Origin of the sequence: Enterobacter sp. SLBN-59 (assembly GCF_024807915.1) — a bacterium.
Taxonomy (GTDB): domain Bacteria; phylum Pseudomonadota; class Gammaproteobacteria; order Enterobacterales; family Enterobacteriaceae; genus Enterobacter; species Enterobacter asburiae_B.
In genome coordinates this window covers 102,962-119,037 of record NZ_JANUFI010000001.1, presented here as the reverse complement: position 1 = coordinate 119,037, position 16,076 = coordinate 102,962, and the positions used below count along the sequence as shown (strand labels likewise).

Genomic DNA, 16,076 nt, shown 5'->3' with positions numbered 1-16,076 from the left:
ACCTGGCTTAATTGCAAAAAAATGTGACAGAGCACAGGTTTTTCTCTGAAGCTGGCGCGCAAATTTGCGTCACGGCGGTGCTTTTTATTCGGTCTGAACCGCACGATCGTTTACCATAGTGACGTCATTTTTTAACAGGATGGTATTACTGGTGTCTGACTCTGCCGCTCGCCCGACTTTTTTATTCCATGACTACGAAACCTTTGGCACACACCCGGCGCTGGACCGACCGGCGCAGTTTGCCGCCATCCGTACCGACGACGAATTCAACATTATTGGCGAGCCTGAGGTCTTTTACTGCAAGCCGGCTGATGACTACCTGCCGCAGCCCGGGGCGGTCATGGTCACCGGGATCACGCCTCAGGAAGCGCGCGAGAAAGGCGTTAACGAGGCAGAATTCGCCCGACGCATCCACGATCTGTTTACCGTCCCCAATACCTGCGTGGTCGGTTACAACAACATCCGCTTCGATGACGAAGTAACGCGCAACATCTTCTATCGCAACTTCTACGATCCCTATGCCTGGAGCTGGCAGAACCGCAATTCACGCTGGGATTTGCTCGACATCATGCGCGCCTGTTATGCCCTGCGTCCTGAGGGCATTAACTGGCCGGAAAATGAGGAAGGGCTGACCAGCTTCCGGCTGGAACACCTGACGCGCGCCAACGGCATCGAGCACAGCAATGCCCACGACGCGATGGCGGACGTCTATGCCACCATTGCCATGGCGAAGCTGGTGAAAAACGCGCAGCCCCGGCTGTTTGAGTATCTGCTGAGCCACCGCAGCAAGCAGAAGCTGATGACCCTTATCGACGTGCCGCAGATGAAACCCCTGGTGCATATTTCCGGCATGTTTGGTGCCTGGCGCGGTAATACCAGCTGGGTCGCCCCGCTGGCCTGGCATCCGGACAACCGTAATGCGGTCATCATGGTGGATTTAGCCGGCGATATTTCGCCGCTGCTGGAGCTCGACAGCGATAGCCTGCGCGAACGGCTTTATACTCCGAAAAATGAACTCGGCGATCTGCCCGCGGTGCCGGTCAAACTGGTGCATATCAATAAATGTCCGGTACTCGCGCAGGCGAATACGCTGCGCCCGGAAGATGCGGACAGACTGGGCATTAACCGTCAGCGCTGCCTAGATAACCTGAAAGTGCTGCGCGATAACCCGCAGGTGCGCGAGAAAGTGGTCGCCATCTTTGCCGAGGCGGAGCCGTTCGTGCCGTCTGAAAACGTGGATGCCCAGCTCTACAACGGCTTCTTCAGCGATGCCGACCGCGCGGCGATGAATATCGTTCTGCAAACCGAGCCGCGTAACTTACCGGCGCTGGATATTACTTTCGCCGATAAACGCATCGAAAAGCTGATGTTTAACTACCGCGCGCGTAATTTCCCCGGCACGCTGGACGAGGCAGAGCAGGATCGCTGGCTGCAGCATCGTCGCAATGTCTTTACCCCTGAGTTCCTTAATAGCTATGCCCAGGAGCTGGAAATGCTTTATGGCCAGTATGAGGGGAATGCTGAGAAACAGGCGCTGTTGAAATCCCTGTTCCAGTACGCTCAAGAGATTGTCTGAGCGAGGGGTATAAAAAAAGCCGGAGGCGATGTCTCCGGCTTTTTTTGCCCGCTGGCACAGGCCAACGGGTGTGTCGTTTTGTAGGCCGGGCAAGCGCTAGCGCCACCCGGCGAGTCATTACGCGACGTCTTCGTACTGAGGAACCGGGTTACGGAAGCTCTTCGTGACGCAGGCCAGGTAAATCAGGCCGATACCCGCCCAAATCAGGCCAAGCACCATAGAGCTCTCTTCCAGGTTAACCCACAGCGCGCCCACGGTCAGGGCACCGCACATCGGCAGGAACAGATACTGGAAGTGATCTTTCAGCGTCTTGTTGCGCTTTTCACGGATCCAGAACTGAGAGATAACCGACAGGTTAACAAAGGTGAACGCCACCAGCGCACCGAAGTTAATCAGCGCCGTTGCCATCACCAGGTCAAAGTTAATCGCCAGAAGCGCAATGGCACCGACCAGGATGATGTTCATCGCCGGGGTACGCCAGGTTGGATGAACGTAGCCGAAGAAGCTTTTCGGGAATACGCCATCGCGGCCCATCACGTACATCAGACGCGCAACGCCTGCATGCGCGGCCATACCGGACGCCAGTACGGTAATGGTGGAGAAGATCAGCGCGCCAACCTGGAACGCTTTACCCGCCACATAGAGCATGATTTCCGGCTGAGACGCATCCGGATCCTTGAAGCGGGAGATATCCGGGAAGTACAGCTGCAGGAAATAGGTCGAGAAAATAAAGATCAGACCGCCAATCAGCGCCGTCAGGAAGATGGCGCGAGGGATCACGCGCTCTGCGTCTTTCGTTTCTTCAGACAGGTTGCTGATGCCGTCAAAACCGGTAAAGGAGAAGCACAGAATGGTTGCCCCGGTAATCATCGGGATCACATGGGCATCACCAGACCAGAACGGCTTGCTGCTCGCCAGAGTGCCGGCGCCTTCGCCGTGGAACACACCGTAAATCACCATGCCAAGAATAACGGCAATCAGGACAACCTGAAGCACAACGATAACGGAGTTAAAGTTGGCAACGGACTTAATGCTGCGCAGGTTAAAGGCGGTCATAAAGGCCACCAGCGCCACGACGAACATCCAGGATGGAATCGACGGCACCAGCGCTTCAAAATAAATTTTTGCCAGCAGAATGTTGATCATCGGCGCGAACAGGTAGTCGAGCAGCGAAGACCAGCCCACCATAAAGCCAACAGTCGGGCTGATGGATTTCTGGGCATAGGTGTAGGCGGAACCAGCAGACGGATAGCGACGCACCAGTTTACCGTAGCTCAGCGCGGTAAAGAGGATCGCAATCAGCGCGAAGCCATAAGCCGTCGGCACATGACCGTCTGTGAGGCCTGATACGATACCGAATGTATCGAACAGCGTCATCGGTTGCATATAGGCAAGGCCCATCATAACAACCGGAATCAACGTAAGCGTTTTACGTAATTCCACGCGAGAGGTGTTTGGAGTTGCGTTATGCGACATAGTTATTCTCCTTTACGGTGATAACCGCCACGTAAGCGAAAAATTGCCCCATTTCTTTCTTCCTCAGCGACAACAACTGTCGGATTTTAGTAAATATCTATCCGGTACGAAGCCCGGCCTCTTGGTTTTTAGTTTCGTTTCGTACATGCAAAAAAAAATAACCGACGCCTTTTATATCGTCGATTATTCATTTGGTTGCAGCGGCGGCATTTTGCCCCACATCGGATACAAAAGGCAATACTTTGCAAAGCATGGGACAATTTTCTTTTTACTAACTGGCTGATTTCTGGACGCTGGGCTGAGAGTAAACGGCGGCGATAGCACTATTTGCTAAAATCTCGTCTCGCCACCAGGCGCTTGCAAGCCCGGCAGTTTGTTCATTCCAGCCTACCCACACCGATTCATTACTGCTTTGAGCAAGTACCTGTTTTTCAACAAGCGCGCCGCTGTCAATAAACCGCTGCGCCAGATAGCGCGGTAAATAGCCGCAGCCCAGGCCGCTTATTTGCAGTTCCAGCTTGGTTTTAAAGTCGAAAACGGTAATGGCCTCCTGCTCATCAAGCAGCTGCGAGGAGACCGAGCATTCCGGACGAGAGCTGTCCCCGACCACGATGGCGCGATAGCCTTTAATCACGCGACGGTTAAGCGGCTCGGGTTCCTGAGCCAGCGGGTGATGGGGCGCCACGGCAAATACCTGCTCCAGCACGCCCAGCCGGACAAAACCAAAATCACTCAGCTGGGGAGGCTCATGGAGTGCACCGACAAAGATATCCGCCCTGCCCTGCGTTAAGGCATCCCAGGAGCCACCCAGCACGCCGTTGATAAAGATAAGCCGGGTCACGCTGTGGTGTTGATAGAAGGCTTCAATCAGCGGCGTCAGGAGAGAAAACGGAAAGGTATCATCCACGCCAATAACCAGCTCGTTTTCCCAACCCTGATGAAGTTTTACGGCCTGTTTTTCGAGTTCACGAACGGTATGGAGGACTTCACGACCTTTTTCCAGCAGCATCTGTCCTGTTCGGGTAAAACGTGCGCGGTGCCCGGAGCGATCGAGGATCTGGATATTGAGATCGCTTTCCAGTTTTTGAACGGTATAGCTCAACGCAGATGGGGTTTTGTAGAGCTTTGCTGACGCAGCGGCAAAGCTCCCCTCTTTTTCCAGAGCATCCAGAATAATAAGAACATCCAGCAGCGGTTTCATGCTCGCCCCCTTCTGGTGCGCGATCGTCTCCGCTGCGGGTCTTATTCCATGGGCATCACCAGCGGATCGGGATACTGATACTCAAACCCCAGCTCATGACAAATGCGATTGCCATCAACAATTTTGCCTTTGCTGTCATCCTTTGCCTCACCAAAAACCGGCGGAGCCAGACCCAGCTGACGTGCCATCAGCGGGTAAAACGTGCTGCGTGCCGGATGAGAAGGTGCACATATATTATAGATGTGTCCACCTTTCGGAGCCTGTAAGAGTAGCTCAATCGCAGCAACAACATCGTCAAGATGCACAAGATTGACGACATGCTGGCCGTCTGGCGCAGACTTACCGGCAAAAAAGCGTCCCGGATGGCGGCCAGGGCCCACCAGCCCCGCCAGACGTACGATATCGACCTGCGTGCCGGGAAGATTATGCAGCCAGTCTTCCAGCTCTTTCAGAACCTGACCGCTCGCCGTCACGGGACGGCGCTCGGAACTCTCTTTCACCACGCCCTCAACTTCGCCATACACCGACGTCGAGCTGGTAAAAATGATGCGCGGAACATGGTGCGCCAGCGCGCTGTCGACGATCTCCTGCATCGCCTGCAGATAAAACGACTCGCCCGGGCCACTGCGCCGCGCGGGGAGCGTGATCACCAGCGCATCGACGTTCATCAGCGTGTCCAGATCGTCAGCATCACACACCAGCTCCGGTTCAAGGCGCAGCTCAACGCCATCAATACCGCACATGCGCGCTGCCTCTACCCCATCCGCCGTGGTTTTGCTCCCGGTCACCTGCCAGCCTTTCGCGGCTAATGACATCGCCAGCGGCATTCCCAGCCACCCTAAACCGACAATCGCGACCTTTTTCATGCGAATTCTCCTGACTCTCACTCGTCTTTTATAAGGCTACGCCAGCCCGGCAGAACACACAATTCATAGCATCAATATGAAATGAATTAATGATCAAAAAAAGCCCTTGCAATATGTCGTACAACTGGTTTAGGTTAAAAGACATCAAATGAATAAGCATTCATCGAGAATTTATATGACACGCGTTCAATTTAAACACCACCATCATCACCATCATCCTGACTAGTCTTTCAGGCGATGTGTGCTGGAAGACGTTTGGATCTTCCAGTGGTGCATGAACGCATGAAAAAGCCCCCGGAAGATCTTCTTCCGGGGGCTTTTTTTTGGACCAAATTCAGGCAGGTTAAAACAGGTTAACGAGGAATAAAGAATGTTAGATAACTCACGCTTACGCATAGCTATTCAAAAATCAGGCCGTTTGAGCGATGACTCACGCGAACTGCTGGCCCGCTGCGGGATTAAAATTAACCTGCACACCCAGCGCCTGATTGCTCTGGCTGAAAACATGCCCATCGACATTCTGCGCGTGCGTGATGACGATATTCCCGGCCTGGTCATGGATGGCGTCGTTGACCTCGGCATTATCGGGGAAAACGTGCTGGAAGAAGAGCTGCTGACCCGCCGCGCGCAGGGTGAAGATCCGCGTTACTTCACCCTCCGTCGTCTGGACTTCGGCGGCTGCCGCCTGTCCCTGGCTACGCCGGTTGACGAAGCGTGGGACGGCCCGGCCGCGCTGAACGGCAAACGTATCGCCACCTCTTACCCTCACCTGTTAAAGCGTTATCTCGACCAGAAAGGCGTGCAGTTTAAATCCTGTCTGCTGAACGGCTCCGTTGAAGTGGCGCCGCGTGCGGGTCTGGCGGACGCCATCTGTGACCTCGTCTCTACCGGCGCGACGCTGGAAGCCAACGGTCTGCGCGAAGTAGAAGTGATCTACCGCTCTAAAGCGTGCCTGATTCAGCGCGACGGCGACATGGCCGACGCCAAGCAGCAGCTGATCGACAAGCTGCTGACCCGCATTCAGGGCGTGATTCAGGCTCGTGAGTCCAAATACATCATGATGCACGCCCCAACCGAGCGTCTGGATGAAGTGATTGCCCTGCTGCCGGGCGCTGAGCGTCCAACCATCCTGCCTCTGGCGGGCGATCAGCAGCGCGTGGCGATGCACATGGTGAGCAGCGAAACCCTGTTCTGGGAAACCATGGAAAAACTGAAGGCGCTGGGCGCAAGCTCCATCCTGGTGCTGCCTATTGAGAAGATGATGGAGTAATGGCCATGAGCTTTAACACAATCATCGACTGGAATACCTGTAGCGACGCACAGCAGCGCGAGCTACTGATGCGCCCGGCGATTTCCGCCTCTGAGAGCATCTCACGCACCGTGGCGGAGATCCTGGATAACGTCAAAGCCCGTGGCGATGACGCGCTGCGTGAATACAGCGCGAAGTTTGACAAGACGGAAGTCGGTGCATTACAGGTTACCGAGCAGGAAATCATTGATGCCAGCAATCGTCTGGGTGACGATATCAAGCAGGCGATGGCCATCGCGGTGAAAAACATTGATACCTTCCACACCGCGCAAAAGCTGCAGACCGTGGATGTCGAAACCCTGCCCGGCGTGCGTTGCCAGCAGGTCACGCGCCCGGTTGCGTCCGTTGGCCTCTATATCCCTGGCGGCTCTGCCCCGCTTTTCTCCACCGTACTGATGCTGGCGACACCCGCGCGAATTGCCGGGTGTCAGAAAGTGGTGCTGTGCTCACCGCCACCGATTGCCGACGAGATCCTCTATGCGGCGAAGCTCTGCGGCGTGCAGGCGGTCTATAAAGTGGGCGGCGCGCAGGCGATTTCGGCACTGGCGTTCGGCACGGAATCCATTCCGAAGGTCGACAAAATTTTTGGCCCGGGCAATGCGTACGTGACCGAAGCCAAGCGACAGGTCAGCCAGCGTCTGGACGGCGCGGCCATCGATATGCCTGCCGGCCCGTCTGAAGTGCTGGTGATTGCCGACAGCGGCGCAACGCCGGACTTCGTGGCCTCCGACCTGCTTTCTCAGGCGGAACACGGCCCGGACTCGCAGGTCATCCTGCTAACGCCGGACGCCGATATGGCGAAACGCGTGGGCGAAGCCGTTGAGCGCCAGCTTGCCGACCTGCCCCGCGCCGACACGGCACGTCAGGCGCTAGCGGCCAGCCGCCTCATTGTGGCGCGCGACCTGGACCAGTGTATTACCATCTCCAACCAGTACGGCCCGGAGCACCTGATCATTCAGACCCGCAACGCGCGCGATCTGGTTGACAGCATTACCAGCGCGGGCTCGGTGTTCCTCGGCGACTGGTCACCGGAGTCCGCGGGCGATTACGCCTCCGGCACCAACCACGTGCTGCCCACGTATGGCTACACCTCAACCTGTTCGAGCCTGGGCCTGGCGGATTTCCAGAAACGCATGACCGTGCAGGAGCTCTCCCGCGAAGGGTTTGCGTCACTGGCGTCTACTATTGAAACCCTGGCTGCCGCCGAGCGGCTGACCGCCCACAAAAATGCCGTTACGCTGCGCGTTGCAGCCCTGAAGGAGCAAGCATGAACATTGAAGAGTTAGCCCGCGAAAATGTCCGTCGCCTGACGCCTTACCAGTCGGCGCGTCGTCTGGGCGGTAAAGGGGATGTCTGGCTGAACGCCAACGAATTCCCGACGGCGGTGCAGTTCGAACTGTCGCAGCAAACGCTGAACCGCTATCCGGAATGTCAGCCGAAAGCGGTGATTGAAAACTACGCGCAGTACGCGGGCGTGAAGCCGGAGCAGGTGCTGGTCAGCCGCGGCGCGGATGAGGGCATTGAACTGCTGATCCGCGCCTTCTGCGAGCCGGGCAAAGATGCGGTGATGTACTGCCAGCCTACCTACGGCATGTACAGCGTCAGCGCGGAAACCTTCGGCGTAGCGTGTCGCAACGTGCAGGCGCTGGAGAACTGGCAGCTGGATCTTCAGGGGATCGCCGACAATCTCGATGGGGTAAAAGTGGTGTTCGTCTGTAGCCCGAACAATCCGACCGGACAGATTATCAACCCGCAGGATATCCGCACCCTGCTGGAGATGACGCGCGGTAAAGCGCTGGTGGTTGCCGACGAAGCCTACATCGAGTTCTGCCCACAGGCGACGCTGGCAGGCTGGCTGGAAGAGTATCCGCACCTGGTGGTGCTGCGCACGCTGTCGAAAGCCTTTGCCCTTGCGGGTCTGCGCTGCGGCTTTACGCTGGCGAATAAAGAGGTCATCGACCTGCTGCTGAAAGTGATCGCCCCGTACCCGCTCTCAACGCCGGTTGCCGATATTGCGGCACAGGCGCTAACGCCTCAGGGGATCAACGCGATGCGCGAGCGCGTGGCGCAAATTCTGGAGGAACGTCAGTATCTGGTGACCGCCCTGAAGGATATCCCTTGCGTGGAGCAGGTATTCGACTCGGAAACTAACTACATCCTGGTGCGCTTCACCGCATCGAGTGCCGTATTTAAATCTTTATGGGATCAGGGCATTATCTTACGAGACCAGAATAAACAACCTTCTCTGAGCGGCTGCCTGCGCATTACCGTAGGCACCCATGCAGAGAGCCAGCGCGTGATTGACGCCCTGAAAGCGGAGAAAGTATGACCCAGAAGATCCTTTTCATCGATCGTGACGGCACCCTTATTTCGGAGCCACCAGCCGATTTTCAGGTCGACCGATTCGACAAGCTGGCTTTTGAACCGGACGTGATCCCGGTGCTGCTTAAGCTGCAAAAAGCAGGCTTTAAGCTGGTGATGATCACCAACCAGGATGGTCTGGGTACCGACAGCTTCCCGCAGGCGGACTTTGACGGCCCGCATAATCTGATGATGCAGGTGCTGACCTCTCAGGGCGTGGTATTTGATGAAGTGCTGATTTGCCCGCACATGCCGGCCGACGAGTGTGACTGCCGTAAGCCAAAGGTGAAGCTGGTAGAGCACTACCTGGCTGAAGATGCGCTGGATAAAACCAACAGCTATGTCATCGGCGATCGCATCACCGATATCACGCTGGCGGAAAACATGGGCATCGCGGGGCTGCGCTACGATCGCAACAACCTTAACTGGGCGAAGATTGGCGAGCAGCTGACAAAGCGCGACCGCTATTCCCACGTAGAGCGCAACACCAAAGAGACGCAGATTGATGTGAAGGTCTGGCTGGACCGTGAAGGCGGCAGCAAGATCCACACCGGCGTCGGTTTCTTCGATCACATGCTGGACCAGATTGCCACCCACGGCGGTTTCCGCATGGAAATTACGGTAAAAGGCGATCTCTACATAGACGATCACCACACCGTGGAAGATACCGGCCTGGCGCTGGGTGAAGCCCTGAAGCTGGCGCTCGGCGACAAGCGCGGCATTAACCGTTTCGGCTTTGTCCTGCCGATGGACGAGTGTCTGGCGCGCTGCGCGATGGACATCTCCGGCCGTCCGCACCTGGAATACAAAGCTGATTTCACCTACCAGCGCGTGGGCGATCTGAGCACCGAAATGGTGGAGCACTTCTTCCGCTCCTTGTCCTACACCATGGGCCTGACGCTGCACCTGAAGACCAAGGGCAAGAACGACCACCACCGCGTGGAGAGTCTCTTTAAAGCCTTTGGCCGTACCCTGCGCCAGGCAATTCGCGTGGAAGGTGACGCCCTGCCTTCATCGAAAGGAGTGCTGTAATGAACGTGGTCATTCTGGATACCGGATGCGCCAACCTGAACTCCGTCAAATCGGCGATTGCGCGCCACGGCTATGAGCCGGTGGTAAGCCGTGACCCGGACGTGGTGCTGCGCGCCGACAAACTCTTTTTACCGGGCGTGGGCACCGCGCAGGCGGCGATGGATCAGATTCGCGAACGCGAGCTGGTCGACCTGATCAAAGCCTGTACCCAACCGGTACTGGGCATTTGTCTGGGCATGCAGATCCTGGGCCGCCGCAGCGAAGAGAGCAACGGCGTTGACCTGCTGGGCATTATTGATGAAGACGTGCCGAAAATGACCGATCGCGGCCTGCCTCTGCCGCATATGGGCTGGAACCGCGTCTACGCCAAAGCGGGCGACAGGCTATTTCGCGGCATCGAAGACGGCGCGTATTTTTACTTCGTGCACAGCTACGCCATGCCGGTGAACGTGAATACGATCGCCCAGTGCACCTACGGCGAGGCGTTTACGGCGGCCGTACAGAAAGACAATTTCTTCGGCGTACAGTTTCACCCGGAGCGCTCTGGCGCCGCGGGCGCGCAGCTGCTGAAAAACTTCCTGGAGATGTGATGATTATTCCCGCGTTAGATTTAATTGACGGTACGGTTGTCCGTCTGCATCAGGGCGATTACGGCCAGCAGCGCGACTACGGAAACGACCCGCTGCCGCGTCTGCAGGGTTATGCCGCTCAGGGTGCGCAGGTACTGCACCTGGTGGATTTGACGGGCGCGAAAGATCCGGCGAAGCGCCAGATCCCACTGCTAAAACAACTTGTTGCGGGCGTTGATGTGCCCGTCCAGGTCGGCGGCGGCGTGCGTACGGAAGATGACGTCGCGGCGCTGCTGGACGCTGGCGTGGCCCGCGTGGTGGTGGGTTCAACCGCCGTGAAAGATCCTGAGACAGTGAAAGGCTGGTTCCGCCGCTTTGGTGCCGATGCCCTGGTGCTGGCGCTGGACGTGCGTATTGACGAACAGGGTAATAAGCAGGTTGCCGTGAGCGGCTGGCAGGAAAACTCCGGCGTGACGCTGGAAGAATTGGTCGATATCTATCTCCCCGTTGGCCTGAAGCACGTGTTGTGTACGGACATCTCCCGGGACGGAACGCTGGCGGGCTCTAACGTCTCGCTGTATGAAGAGGTCTGCGCACGGTATCCGCAGGTAGCGTTCCAGTCTTCGGGCGGAATTGGTGATATAGGCGACGTGGCCGCGCTGCGCGGTACCGGTGTGAAGGGTGTGATTGTGGGTCGGGCCCTGCTGGAAGGTAAATTTACTGTGACGGAGGCGATTCAATGCTGGCAAAACGGATAATCCCTTGCCTGGACGTACGTGACGGCCAGGTCGTGAAAGGCGTGCAGTTCCGCAACCACGAGATCATTGGCGACATCGTTCCGCTGGCAAAACGCTATGCTGATGAAGGCGCAGACGAGCTGGTGTTCTACGATATTACCGCGTCCAGCGATGGCCGCGTGGTCGACAAAAGCTGGGTGGCACGCGTGGCGGAAGTGATCGACATTCCGTTCTGCGTGGCGGGCGGGATTAAGTCCGCAGACGACGCGGCCAAAATTCTCTCGTTTGGCGCCGACAAGATTTCGATTAACTCCCCTGCCCTGGCCGACCCGGAGCTGATCACCCGCCTCGCCGATCGTTTTGGCGTGCAGTGTATTGTGGTTGGGATCGACACCTGGTATGACGCCGCAACGGGCAAGTACCACGTGAACCAGTACACCGGAGATGAAAGCCGCACGCGCGTGACGCAGTGGGAAACGCTCGACTGGGTGCAGGAAGTGCAGAAGCGTGGCGCGGGCGAAATTGTCCTCAACATGATGAACCAGGACGGCGTGCGTAACGGGTATGACCTCGAGCAGCTGAAAAAAGTCCGTGCGGTCTGCCACGTTCCGCTGATCGCCTCCGGCGGCGCGGGCACCATGGAACACTTTCTTGAAGCCTTCCGCGATGCGAACGTGGACGGCGCGCTGGCCGCGTCCGTGTTCCACAAACAGATTATTAATATTGGTGAGTTAAAAACGTACCTGGCCGACCAGGGCGTGGAGATCAGGGTATGTTAACAGAGCAACAACAGGCGCAGCTGGACTGGGAAAAAACTGACGGGTTACTGCCGGTGGTTGTCCAGCATGCCGTCTCAGGCGAAGTGTTGATGCTGGGGTATATGAACCAGGACGCGCTGGCGAAAACGATCGACAGCGGCAAAGTGACCTTCTACTCGCGCACGAAACAGCGCCTGTGGACCAAAGGCGAAACCTCGGGTCATTTCCTGAATGCAGTGAGCATAACGCCTGACTGCGATAACGACACCCTGCTGGTGCTGGCAAACCCAATCGGCCCAACCTGCCATAAGGGCACCAGCAGCTGCTTCGGCGAGGCGAGCCACCAGTGGTTGTTCCTGTATCAACTGGAACAGCTGCTGGCAGAGCGTAAAACGGCGGATCCTGAAAGTTCCTACACCGCGAAGCTGTACGCCAGCGGAACAAAGCGCATCGCACAGAAGGTTGGAGAAGAAGGCGTTGAGACGGCGCTGGCCGCAACCGTGCATGACCGCGAGGAGCTGACGAATGAAGCGTCTGATTTGATGTATCACCTGCTGGTGCTGCTGCAGGATCAGGAGCTGGATTTGACGGCGGTGATAGAGAATCTTCGCAAACGTCACAAATAAAAAAACCGGGGAATATCCCCGGTTTTTTTTATCTGCAAATCAGACTTTTGGTTTGTAGTTGCGCAATGCGCTGCGGCCAAGCACAAAACCGGAACCAAGCAACCCGCCCAGCAGTACAGCAAGAATAAGAGTAATTGCTTTTTTCGGGCTGTCACGACGCACAGGGAGTTCCGGCTTCATGACATAACGGTAAACGTGGATCGAGTCTGGGTTAACGCTCAGATTCTGGATGTCCAGCAGATTTCGCCTGGTCTGGTAATAAGCTCTGGGAAAGACCAACGGGAGAGAAGCTTCGTTGTCAATCATTGATTTCAGCCCCTCACTTCCCAGAAGGAACAATGTTTCCTGAGTCACCTCCTGGGTTTGCTGAAGCTGAGGCGAGGTAATTTTCGCCGCTTCAGCGTTCTTGAGTGCCTCAGCAATCTGTTTGATACGCAGATCTTTTTGCTCCTGAGCGACCTTCTCCTGGTTTTTCAGAGAATCGTTCAGGGTCTTTATCTGCTCCTTAATATTGTCATTAAGGTCAGCGGCGAGTTCTTTAGCCGTTTGCTCATCAACCTGCTGAATGTACTGCGCTAGCTGCTTTTGCGCGGCTTCTGCCGATGAACTGGTATACGATACAATTAACGGGAATGGCTGGTCTTTAACCTTGGGCTCAATCGTCAGTTTTTCAGGTACAGCCTGGTTTTCAAGCGCCTGCGACAACGCCGAGAATGAGGCGCTAAAACGGCCGATAGCACGCGTTTGGTTGTCATTCATTGTAGGTGCGGCGGTACCATACAGGATATTCAACGCATTAGAATAGCTGGCAATCTGAGCTGCGTCAGGTTGTGCAATAATTGCGCTAGAGGTCCACTTTTCTTTTGCAACGGATAAATATCCAATTGCCAGGGCGATACAAACAACAACAAAGGCTGCTATCACCCACTTCCCACGCCACAGCTGCAGCATTAAATCAAGTAAATCAATTTGCTCCGGGTCATTGCCTCGGCTGACCTGGCTATTGTTATTTTGCGTCATACAATCCCTAACTGATAAAAAAGGGCAAACATAATTTTGTTTGTATAGTTTATCCATTACTGGCGATTTTTCTATAAGAATCCGATGAGTAATATCGGAAAGATGGGTTATGTAACTTACACCCTTCGCGCTATCATAGACGCCATGTGATGCGTTACGGCATCTATAGAATAGGGTTTATGAGGGAAGCTATGAAATTTTTAGTCACGGGCGCTGCAGGTTTTATCGGTGCGAATGTCAGTAAACGCCTCCTTGAGGCGGGTCATCAGGTTGTTGGTATCGATAACCTCAATGAATACTACGATGTCAACCTGAAGCTGGCGCGCCTGGAACTGTTAAAATCTGAGAGTTTCACCTTCCACAAGCTGGAATTAGCTGACCGGGAAGGTATGGCCACGCTTTTCGCCAGTGAGAAGTTTGATCGTGTGATTCATCTGGCCGCGCAGGCGGGTGTACGCTACTCTCTTGAAAACCCTCACGCGTATGCAGATGCCAACCTTATCGGCCATCTCAACGTGCTGGAAGGCTGCCGCCATAATAACGTGCAGCATCTGCTTTATGCCTCGTCCAGCTCCGTATACGGCCTCAACCGCAAGATGCCCTTCTCCACTGACGATTCCGTGGATCACCCGGTCTCACTCTATGCCGCGACCAAAAAAGCCAATGAGCTGATGTCGCACACCTATTCGCATCTGTACAACTTGCCGACCACCGGCCTGCGCTTCTTCACCGTATACGGTCCGTGGGGACGTCCGGACATGGCGCTATTTAAGTTTACTAAGGCGATCATTGAGGGCAAAAGCATCGATGTCTATAACTACGGTAAAATGAAGCGCGACTTCACGTACATTGATGACATCGCTGAAGCAATTATTCGTCTGCAGGATGTTATTCCTCAGTCAGACACAAACTGGACCGTTGAGACCGGCTCCCCGGCAACCAGTTCCGCGCCTTACCGGGTCTACAACATCGGTAACAGCTCGCCAGTCGAACTGATGGATTACATTACCGCCCTGGAAGACGCGCTGGGTAAAAAAGCAGAGAAAAACATGCTGCCTCTTCAGCCAGGCGATGTTCTGGAAACCAGTGCCGATACCCAGGCGCTTTATGAGGTGATCGGATTTAAACCGCAAACCTCGGTTAAAGATGGGGTGAAGAACTTCGTCGGCTGGTACCGCGATTTCTACAAGGTTTGAAAATAAAAAACCCGGCAATTCAGCCGGGTTTTTTACAAAATAACGCAGAGAATCAGTCGCTACCAAACAGATCGCGGGTGTAAACCTTATCCGCCACGTCAGCCAGCTCTTCCGCCATGCGGTTTGAAATGATGACATCGGCTTCTTTCTTAAAGGCATCCAGATCGCGGATCACCCGGGAATTGAAGAACTGATCGTCCGGCATGGCAGGCTCATAGATTACAACCTCAACCCCTTTCGCCTTAATGCGCTTCATGATCCCCTGAATGGAAGAGGCGCGGAAATTATCGGAGCCACTCTTCATTATCAGACGGTATACGCCGACCACTTTCGGTTGACGCGCAAGGATGGAATCGGAGATGAAATCTTTACGTGTACGGTTAGCGTCAACAATCGCCGAAATGAGGTTGTTCGGCACAGCCTGATAGTTTGCCAGCAATTGTTTAGTATCTTTTGGCAGGCAATAGCCGCCGTAGCCAAATGACGGGTTGTTGTAGTGGTTGCCAATACGCGGGTCGAGACACACACCTTCAATAATCTGGCGGGTATTCAGGCCAAGACTCTCTGCGTAGCTGTCCAGCTCATTGAAATAAGCTACCCGCATTGCCAGGTAGGTATTCGCGAATAGCTTAATCGCCTCAGCTTCGGTGGAGTCGGTGAACAGCACCTGAATATCTTTCTTCACTGCGCCTTCCTGAAGCAGCGCAGCAAAACGTTCAGCACGCTCAGAACGTTCGCCAATGACGATTCGCGAAGGATGGAGGTTATCGTAAAGCGCTCTGCCCTCACGCAGGAATTCCGGCGAGAAGAAGATATTATCAATACCAAACTTTTCTTTAATGGATTTGGTAAAACCGACAGGAATGGTCGATTTAATGACCATCACCGCGTCAGGGTTGATCGCGATAACGTCTTTAATCACCGCTTCTACAGTTGAGGTGTTGAAGTAATTAGTTTTAGGATCGTAGTCAGTAGGCGTCGCAATGATGACGTAATCCGCATCGCGGTATGCATCTTCTTTATCTGTCGTGGCGCGGAAATTCAGCGATTTATTGCTGAGATAGTCCTGGATTTCTTTATCCACAATCGGCGATTTTTTCTGATTGAGCATATCCACTTTGGCCTGCACGATATCCAGCGCAACCACTTCATGATTCTGGGCAATCAGAATGCCGTTAGAAAGACCGACATACCCTGTTCCGGAGATTGTTATTTTCATTCGCTAATGACTTCTGTGAGTTAACTGTACTGATGGCCGCCAGACCATCGCGATAAACATAACTGTTGGGCTTTGTACCTCCTGGCAAACTGAACTGTCAAGGCAAACCAGGAGTAATCACTACGAGCGG

17 protein-coding genes and 1 other annotated feature are annotated in these 16,076 nt (G+C 55.1%); of the genes, 11 read left to right on the top strand and 6 right to left on the bottom strand.

Annotation, left to right across the window (positions count from 1 at the left end; genetic code table 11):
• Positions 1 to 139 precede the first annotated feature (139 nt).
• A complete protein-coding gene (gene sbcB / locus M2422_RS00515) occupies positions 140 to 1,576 on the top strand; it encodes an exodeoxyribonuclease I (RefSeq protein ID WP_375379103.1) in 1,437 nt (478 codons plus the stop codon).
• 117 nt (positions 1,577 to 1,693) lie between these two features.
• Here the strand turns inward: sbcB and plaP are convergent, their stop codons facing one another.
• The 4 genes from plaP to M2422_RS00495 all read right to left on the bottom strand — a co-directional run bounded on the left by plaP (position 1,694) and on the right by M2422_RS00495 (position 5,119).
• Positions 1,694 to 3,052, bottom strand: a complete 1,359-nt coding sequence (gene plaP / locus M2422_RS00510) for a putrescine/proton symporter PlaP (RefSeq protein ID WP_023312362.1) — start codon at positions 3,050 to 3,052, stop codon at positions 1,694 to 1,696.
• The gene (yoeI, locus tag M2422_RS00505; RefSeq protein ID WP_099458931.1) at positions 3,042 to 3,104 is read right to left on the bottom strand and encodes a membrane protein YoeI; all 63 of its coding nucleotides are present in this window, start codon (positions 3,102 to 3,104) and stop codon (positions 3,042 to 3,044) included. The genes plaP and yoeI overlap by 11 nt, the downstream gene beginning before the upstream one ends.
• 219 nt (positions 3,105 to 3,323) lie before the next feature.
• Positions 3,324 to 4,253 (bottom strand): LysR substrate-binding domain-containing protein, encoded by a 930-nt coding sequence (locus M2422_RS00500; RefSeq protein WP_259139452.1) that lies wholly within the window; start codon positions 4,251 to 4,253, stop codon positions 3,324 to 3,326.
• Between the two features lie 41 nt (positions 4,254 to 4,294).
• Positions 4,295 to 5,119: an SDR family oxidoreductase gene (locus M2422_RS00495; RefSeq protein WP_024908072.1), complete on the bottom strand. Its 825-nt coding sequence runs from the start codon at positions 5,117 to 5,119 to the stop codon at positions 4,295 to 4,297.
• Positions 5,120 to 5,294: 175 nt separating this feature from the next.
• Between M2422_RS00495 and hisL the strand changes: the two genes are divergently transcribed.
• The 9 genes from hisL to hisIE all read left to right on the top strand — a co-directional run bounded on the left by hisL (position 5,295) and on the right by hisIE (position 12,511).
• Complete coding sequence (gene hisL / locus M2422_RS00490; RefSeq protein WP_001364200.1) at positions 5,295 to 5,345, top strand: his operon leader peptide; 51 nt, start codon at positions 5,295 to 5,297, stop codon at positions 5,343 to 5,345.
• Positions 5,321 to 5,444 (top strand) — a sequence feature (His leader region). It overlaps the preceding gene by 25 nt.
• A gap of 45 nt (positions 5,445 to 5,489) precedes the next feature.
• The gene (gene hisG, locus M2422_RS00485; protein WP_028018500.1) at positions 5,490 to 6,389 is read left to right on the top strand and encodes an ATP phosphoribosyltransferase; all 900 of its coding nucleotides are present in this window, start codon (positions 5,490 to 5,492) and stop codon (positions 6,387 to 6,389) included.
• A gap of 5 nt (positions 6,390 to 6,394) precedes the next feature.
• A complete protein-coding gene (gene hisD, locus M2422_RS00480) occupies positions 6,395 to 7,699 on the top strand; it encodes a histidinol dehydrogenase (protein WP_064672957.1) in 1,305 nt (434 codons plus the stop codon).
• Positions 7,696 to 8,757 (top strand): histidinol-phosphate transaminase, encoded by a 1,062-nt coding sequence (gene hisC, locus M2422_RS00475; protein WP_045356756.1) that lies wholly within the window; start codon positions 7,696 to 7,698, stop codon positions 8,755 to 8,757. Before hisD ends, hisC begins: the two co-directional genes overlap by 4 nt.
• Positions 8,754 to 9,821, top strand: coding sequence for a bifunctional histidinol-phosphatase/imidazoleglycerol-phosphate dehydratase HisB (hisB, locus tag M2422_RS00470; RefSeq protein WP_064672781.1), 1,068 nt, complete (start codon positions 8,754 to 8,756; stop codon positions 9,819 to 9,821). The genes hisC and hisB overlap by 4 nt, the downstream gene beginning before the upstream one ends.
• The gene (hisH, locus tag M2422_RS00465; RefSeq protein WP_032636077.1) at positions 9,821 to 10,411 is read left to right on the top strand and encodes an imidazole glycerol phosphate synthase subunit HisH; all 591 of its coding nucleotides are present in this window, start codon (positions 9,821 to 9,823) and stop codon (positions 10,409 to 10,411) included. The genes hisB and hisH overlap by 1 nt, the downstream gene beginning before the upstream one ends.
• A complete protein-coding gene (hisA, locus tag M2422_RS00460) occupies positions 10,411 to 11,148 on the top strand; it encodes a 1-(5-phosphoribosyl)-5-[(5-phosphoribosylamino)methylideneamino]imidazole-4-carboxamide isomerase (RefSeq protein WP_064672782.1) in 738 nt (245 codons plus the stop codon). The genes hisH and hisA overlap by 1 nt, the downstream gene beginning before the upstream one ends.
• The gene (gene hisF / locus M2422_RS00455; RefSeq protein ID WP_023330862.1) at positions 11,130 to 11,906 is read left to right on the top strand and encodes an imidazole glycerol phosphate synthase subunit HisF; all 777 of its coding nucleotides are present in this window, start codon (positions 11,130 to 11,132) and stop codon (positions 11,904 to 11,906) included. The genes hisA and hisF overlap by 19 nt, the downstream gene beginning before the upstream one ends.
• Positions 11,900 to 12,511: a bifunctional phosphoribosyl-AMP cyclohydrolase/phosphoribosyl-ATP diphosphatase HisIE gene (hisIE, locus tag M2422_RS00450; protein WP_039263829.1), complete on the top strand. Its 612-nt coding sequence runs from the start codon at positions 11,900 to 11,902 to the stop codon at positions 12,509 to 12,511. Before hisF ends, hisIE begins: the two co-directional genes overlap by 7 nt.
• A 39-nt stretch (positions 12,512 to 12,550) precedes the next feature.
• Here the strand turns inward: hisIE and wzzB are convergent, their stop codons facing one another.
• Positions 12,551 to 13,531: an LPS O-antigen chain length determinant protein WzzB gene (gene wzzB, locus M2422_RS00445; RefSeq protein WP_064672783.1), complete on the bottom strand. Its 981-nt coding sequence runs from the start codon at positions 13,529 to 13,531 to the stop codon at positions 12,551 to 12,553.
• A gap of 191 nt (positions 13,532 to 13,722) precedes the next feature.
• Between wzzB and M2422_RS00440 the strand changes: the two genes are divergently transcribed.
• Positions 13,723 to 14,727 (top strand): NAD-dependent epimerase, encoded by a 1,005-nt coding sequence (locus M2422_RS00440; RefSeq protein WP_064672784.1) that lies wholly within the window; start codon positions 13,723 to 13,725, stop codon positions 14,725 to 14,727.
• Positions 14,728 to 14,779: 52 nt separating this feature from the next.
• Here M2422_RS00440 and ugd read toward each other — a convergent pair whose 3' ends face one another.
• Entirely contained in the window at positions 14,780 to 15,946 is a 1,167-nt protein-coding gene (ugd, locus tag M2422_RS00435) for a UDP-glucose 6-dehydrogenase (protein ID WP_033145958.1), read from the bottom strand.
• Positions 15,947 to 16,076: the final 130 nt, after the last annotated feature.